This is a genomic window from Agrobacterium sp. DKPNP3, from assembly GCF_052686535.1.
The window spans coordinates 78,549-84,948 of the sequence record NZ_JBQYSN010000011.1 but is presented as its reverse complement, the minus strand read 5'-3'; the positions used below and the strand labels follow the sequence as shown (position 1 = coordinate 84,948).

The window sequence follows — 6,400 nt, the reverse complement described above, 5'->3', positions numbered from 1 at the left end:
GACCATTTCCAGTAAAAGTGCACAGCGGTTTTACGTCCGGAAAATGCGTCTATAGAAAGAGTCAGATTGTTTTGGCGGCTCGAAGGGAAGCCAGAACAATTTGACTCCGGCCTTAATTTCCGCTGCTATCGCCCCAACTCGGCCATAGTCCGGTCACATCAAAAGATGGATCGGCGGCCGCGGGGGCGGATCCGATTTCAGTTAAGAAGATGTAAACGGTTAATACCGTATTTAAATTGCACACGGAACGGTATAGAACTGCCGTCAATTCGTGCCATCGTCTTTCGGATCAGATCATGCGTTTGACACATTTTGCACTTCTTGCCTGTACCGCGCTCGTTCTTGCCGGATGCAACGACACGCTCGAAACCGTCGAGCGGGATGTGTCGCACATCAAGAACAAGGTCGATTACCCACTGTCTCCGTCCATTCTGGCCGAGATCGACAAGAAGGGCATGGACCGCACATCGCCGATCATGATCCGCATCTTCAAGGAAGAAGGTGCGCTCGAAATCTGGAAGGCCAAGCGCGACAACCGTTTTGACAAGATTGCCGAATACCAAATCTGTGCATGGTCTGGAAAACTCGGCCCCAAGGTAAAAGAAGGCGACCGGCAGGCGCCCGAAGGTTTCTACAACCTCACCCCCGCGCATCTGAACCCGAATTCGAAATATTATCTCGCCATCAATACCGGCTTCCCGAACCGCTACGACGCTGCCAATGGCCGCAACGGCACCAATCTGATGATCCACGGCGCCTGCTCATCGTCAGGCTGCTATTCGATGACGGATGCGCAGATTCTGGAAATCTACGGTTTTGCCCGCGATGCCTTCAAGGGCGGCCAGAAGACGGTTCAGCTGCAGGCATTTCCTTTCCGCATGACGGCGGAAAACATGGCCCGTCATCGCAAGAGCGAGCACCTCGAATTCTGGAAGATGCTGAAGGTCGGCTACGACAATTTCGAAGTCACCAAACGTCCGCCCGAAGTGAATGTCTGCGAGAAGAAATACGTCTTCAACCAGCAAACCGAAGGCGGCAGCTTCAACGCATCGGCCCAGTGCCCGCCAATGAGCACACCGCCCGCGCTCGTGAGCGCGCTTTCGAGCTATGAGAAGACCTACGATCTCGCCTATGAAAAGGCGATGAAGAAATATGAAGGCATGGCTTGGTACGACCCGAGCGAAGCCGAGCGCAAGGCGCTGGTGGCGGAAAAGCGCAAAGGCCGCGAACCCGCCTATGCCCCGACCGGCTCGGCGCTGAAGGCCGGCAAGTTGATGAAGGAAACGGAATATGCCGCGCTGATGGAGAAGAAGGCGCAGCAGGTGACGTCGTCTTCGCCAGCGACCACCGCAACCGCCTCGGCGCTGCGTGGCCCTCGTCCTTCCGCTACCCAACCGGCCACGGCGCCGCAATCGAATCCCGCCCCTGCTGCCCCGACAATGGTTGCCTCGGCTACGCCTGCAGCAGCCGGCCAGACTGGCGCTTCTGCCCAGAGCGTTCCGGTGCCAGCCTTGAACCCACTTGCCTATTCGGGTGCCCCGGCGCCGGAAGCACCCGAAAAGAAGCCGTTCTGGAAGTTCTGGGCCAAGGAATGACCGCGACGAACGATATCGTCTATGATTTGAGGGGGCTTAAATGCCCCCTTCCGGTTTTGAGAAGCCGCAAGAAGCTCGCAACGCTGAAAACGGGGGATGTTCTCACCGTCGAGACGACCGATCCTTTGGCGGTGATCGATATTGCGCATATGTGCAATGAGGATGGGCATCGTCTGGTGGAGACGACGGCGCTGGATAAGGGCCATCGGTTTCGGATTGTGAAGGGCGGGCAGGACGCCTTTTGACGCGGTCGCGCGACCTAAAACCGGAAGCCCGATATCGCCAAAGGATTATCCGTCAGCGCCTGCCCGTCGGGGCGATCGATACCCGGAGCGCTGGCAAAGGCAGCGAAGAGGTCCTTGACGAAAGCCTCCGGCAAATCCTTCGTAATCAGCACCATGCGCGTGCGCTGATCGGCGGGGTCCGGCCAGGCGGAAAGACGCTCCGGCGCGTGAAAAATCGTCTGCACGCCATGGAGCACCAATGGCCTGCCCGGATTGTCCGTGAGCTTCACAATCGCCTTCATGCGCAGAAGCTTTTCACCATGCGCCGAGCGCAGCAAATCCACGAACATGTCGATGGCCATTGGGCTTATCGGCTCGTCGTGAATGATGGAAAAGGAACGAATGGATGCATCGTGGCGGTTCACGTCGTGGCCATGATGGTGATCATCGTGGTCATGATGATGATGATGGTCGTGGGCATGATCATGGTGGTGGTGATCGTGCAGCGCCTCTTCGCCTAGCCAACGGCTAACATCGGCGGTCTTGCTGCCGGCATCGTAAAGGCCATTATCGAGCAGACCAGCTGCGCTCCAGTCGGTTTTGTCGCCGTCCTCGATTATCGCGCGCGGATTGAGCGCCTGTAGGCGGGTCGTCAATGCCGCAATCGCGGCGTCACCGGCCAGCGCACGTTTGGTCACCACCAGACGATCGGCCACAGCCACCTGTTTTACAGCTTCCTGATGATTGTCGAGCGTGGAGAGGCCGTTCACGGCATCCACCACAGTGACCATGCCAACAAGCACGAAATTTTGCGCAATGACCGGGTTACCCATGACCGACTGCATGACGGGAGCAGGATCGGCAAGGCCGGTCGTTTCGATGACCACACGCGTCACCGGCTTCAGCTTGCCGGTCTGGATACCGTCCATCAGTTCCGCCAGCGTGTCCACCAGCTCACCGCGCACGGTGCAGCAAAGGCATCCTTCCGCCAGTTCTATGATGCCCTCGCCCGCGCTTTCGACCAGCATGTGATCGATGCTGACATCGCCGAATTCATTGATGATGATCGCCGCGTCGCTCATGTCAGGATCCTTGAGGAGCCGATTGAGCAGAGTCGATTTTCCGGCGCCGAGAAATCCGGTGATAATGGAGACCGGGATACGATCGCGAGACATGTCTGGCCTATATGTTGATTGCCGCTTTGGGGACGTCAGTTCAGGACGCAAAACCCGCAACGGCGTAAAGCTAAAACAAATCGCCCGAGGCTGGCAGCCGCAAGCGACACTGTAATATCATAACATGATCGACCTGCGAATAGCCAAATGGCATGGTAGCCGACAGACCTGTGCCGGCGCCTTCGCCCGTCCGTCAGAATGTGGGCCTTGGGATCGGGATCGGGACGTTCGCCAACTGCCCCTTTGCGGCCGCGCCTTTGGGCGCATTAACCGCGACCGTCTCGCTGCCCGGTATAAGACCGGCGAAGGAATATTCCGGCGGGCGGGTCATTTCCTGCACATAGGGCGAATGGATGACCATGCGGCCTGCTTCGTCGCGTCCCTCACTGCGGATTTTGGCCGCCTTCGGGTTGCAGATTTCGGCGCTGATATCGTTGACCTCGGCGGTATCACCATAGGGGGCAAGCGAGGCAAGCGAAACACCCTGACCGGAAGGAGACGTCAGGCCCATCTGCAAAAGATCGGCCGACTGATCGGTACGACCCGCCAGACTATCGGCCCCCAGCACCACGGTGATGATGGAGCGGCCGTTGCGCACGGCCGATGCCACCTGGTTGAACCCGGAAGCGCAGATAAAGCCGGTCTTCATGCCATCGGCACCATCGAAGCGACCGACGAGCATGTTGAAATTGGCGTAATTCTTCTTGCCCGTGGTAACGCCCTCAAGCGAGAAATAATGGGCATATTCGGGGAATTCGCGTTTGATGATCAGGGCCAGCAGCGCGAGGTCGCGGGCCGTCGTGTACTGGCCTTTGCCTGGCAGGCCGTTGGGGTTCACGTAATGCGTGGAATTCATGCCGAGGCGTTGCGCCTGCGCATTCATCTGCGCTACGAAGTTATCAGTGTTGCCGCCGATGGTCTCGGCAATCGCAACCGCAATGTCGTTGGCGGACTTGATCAGCAGCAGCTTGAGCGCGCTGTCCATCGTCAGCTTCTGGCCAGGCTTGAAATACATCTTGGAGGCGGGCTGGTCCGCGGCCTTCTTGCTCATCACCACTTCGGTTTGCGGGCTGATCTTGCCGGCCTTCATCTGCGAGAATGCGATATAGGCGGTCATCAGCTTGGTCAGCGACGCGGGATACCATTTGCGGAAGGCTTCCTGATGCGAGATCACCTTACCGGTTTTGACATCGATCACCATTTTCGGATTGGCATTGGCCACAGGGGCAGCAGCGACGACGCCTGCGGTGATGATGGCAATGGCTGCGGAAAGCCGGCGGGCGGCGGTTGGCGATTTGAAAGTCTGTGGCAAGGCTAGTCCTCGAATTCCCGTCTTCAGTCGGGGAATGGCAATATTCACCATATATGTCCTAGCAATGGCAAAACGCATTGCTAATTTTACAACATTCCTAAACGTTTCGCGCATAGTGATGATGCTCAAAGGAACATAAGCCTCAGTGCGTGGCGTCGTGCAAGAGGAAAGGTTTGGGAATGAGTGAAATTGATCTACGGCCTGTCGCGTACTCGTACATTCGTATGAGTTCGAAGCGCCAAATCAAAGGCGACAGCCTGCGGCGGCAACTTGAACTCTCCAAGCAGTATGCGGAACGACATGGCCTCCGACTGGATGAGGAAACAACTTTCGCGGATAAGGGCGTCAGCGCTTGGACTGGCGCCAACTTAACCGAAGGTCGTTTTGGCCAGTTTCTAGACGCAGCGAAACAGGGGAAGATCAAAGCAGGCAGTTATCTACTCGTTGAAAGCCTCGACCGTATCAGCCGCCAACAGGTCAGAACGGCTCTTGTGCCGTTCATGGAGTTGATCAACTCTGACATTGTGATCGTTACTCTTGCGGACAATCAAGTCTATTCCAAAGCGACAGTGGATGCAAATTTCACCCAACTGATTATCTCCTTAACTGTTATGGCCCGCGCTCACGAAGAGAGCGAGACAAAGAGCAAACGACTCAGGGCAGTTGCGGAGAACCGACGCACTAATGCCGCCAACGGAATCGGTCGCTTTCATCCTATGACAAATGGCTGGATCGAGGCGGTGAAAGTCGGTCATGAAAAATGGGAGTTCAAACTGAACAGCCATGCTGCTGCCGTTCAACGCATCTTCGAACTTGCCGACAGCGGTATAGGCCAGGTGACGATTGCGCAGCGGCTCAATCGCGAGGGTGTGCCAACGTTCCGAGGAAAGGGGCAGTGGTTTCAGGCAAACGTTGGCAGGATAATTCGCGATGAAGTCTGTATTGGAACGTACCAGCCAACGCATGTCATTGAAGGTGAAAGACGACCATTTGGAGAGCCGATCAAAAACTACTATCCGGCTGTCGTAAGTGAAGAACTGTTCTGGCGTGTGCAAAGAGGTCTTCGCATCTCGTTTGGCCGTGGGCGTCACAAGGGCAATCGCATCACCAATCTCTTTTCAGGCCAGATTACTTGCCAGCACTGTGGGAGTTCGCTTCGTCTGCGCACTGGCGGGAAAAAGCACTACCTGTATTGCGATAATTTTTCGCGAACCGGCACATGTGAAAAATCCAGCGGCCTGTATCGATACGATGTTCTGGAAGAGGCAATATTCAAGCACCTGACGATCCTCGATCCAGATTTTGAGCGTGGAGGTACTGACGATAAAAGCCGTGACCAAATTCTGAAAGCAATCGAATTAACTGAGCAAAATGCCAAGAAGGCAGCGCGGCAGTACGATAATCTGATGGCGTTTATCGAAATGGCCGATGACGACGAAGATCGCAAAAACATCATGGCCCGCCTCAAGCCGGTTCGACAAGAACGAGAGCAGGCAAACGCTAGGATTCGCGAGTTGAACGAAGAACTTGCGACACTAGATACGCATCGCAAGGAAATGACGAGTGCTGCGGAACGTATGGAACAGGAGCGCTTAAAGTGGACCTCTGACGATCCAGACGTAGTTTACGAGAGCCGCGCACGAGTAGCGAGACTGCTCAAGCGTTTCATTTCAGCCATGTCGATCAACTTCGAAGAAAAAACAGTGATGGTTGGCATCGCAGGTGGGCTTCGTGGCTACATGTTCGACCGCAAGGGCAACATTATAAATCAATACGACCTCGTACCTGAAATCGATAAGCAAGGACGCCCTGTGCTGTTTGCTGAGCGTGACGAGAACGGCAAGCCAGACTTTGAAAATGCGCGTGAGATCATATCACGAGGACCGAGCATCGATCCGTTCATAAACATCAGCGGTTTCGATCATTTCGAGGACGTTGTGGAGCGTAGAAAAATTGCTGATGTATTGGTCAATGATAGGGCGAAGTAGCGGAACAAATTTGCATTTAGAACCTTATTCGACTGTCATCACATCGCGATGACGGTCATCGAGCCCTCACCGGTAACGTGACAAGCCAGTGCTGGCTAATCACTTT

The 6,400-nt window shown here is 55.5% G+C and carries 5 protein-coding genes; 3 read left to right on the top strand and 2 right to left on the bottom strand.

Annotated features, from left to right (window positions below):
* Positions 1–296 precede the first annotated feature (296 nt).
* Positions 297–1,595 (top strand): L,D-transpeptidase family protein, encoded by a 1,299-nt coding sequence (locus ACUTJJ_RS05395; RefSeq protein ID WP_445541538.1) that lies wholly within the window; start codon positions 297–299, stop codon positions 1,593–1,595.
* Complete coding sequence (locus tag ACUTJJ_RS05390) at positions 1,592–1,840, top strand: sulfurtransferase TusA family protein (protein WP_063950107.1); 249 nt, start codon at positions 1,592–1,594, stop codon at positions 1,838–1,840. Before ACUTJJ_RS05395 ends, ACUTJJ_RS05390 begins: the two co-directional genes overlap by 4 nt.
* 14 nt (positions 1,841–1,854) lie before the next feature.
* Here the strand turns inward: ACUTJJ_RS05390 and ACUTJJ_RS05385 are convergent, their stop codons facing one another.
* Positions 1,855–2,994, bottom strand: coding sequence for a CobW family GTP-binding protein (locus tag ACUTJJ_RS05385; RefSeq protein WP_445541537.1), 1,140 nt, complete (start codon positions 2,992–2,994; stop codon positions 1,855–1,857).
* Positions 2,995–3,187: 193 nt separating this feature from the next.
* Positions 3,188–4,306 (bottom strand): D-alanyl-D-alanine carboxypeptidase family protein, encoded by a 1,119-nt coding sequence (locus ACUTJJ_RS05380; protein WP_186376825.1) that lies wholly within the window; start codon positions 4,304–4,306, stop codon positions 3,188–3,190.
* Positions 4,307–4,485: 179 nt separating this feature from the next.
* Between ACUTJJ_RS05380 and ACUTJJ_RS05375 the strand changes: the two genes are divergently transcribed.
* Positions 4,486–6,294, top strand: a complete 1,809-nt coding sequence (locus ACUTJJ_RS05375) for a recombinase family protein (RefSeq protein ID WP_445541536.1) — start codon at positions 4,486–4,488, stop codon at positions 6,292–6,294.
* Positions 6,295–6,400: the final 106 nt, after the last annotated feature.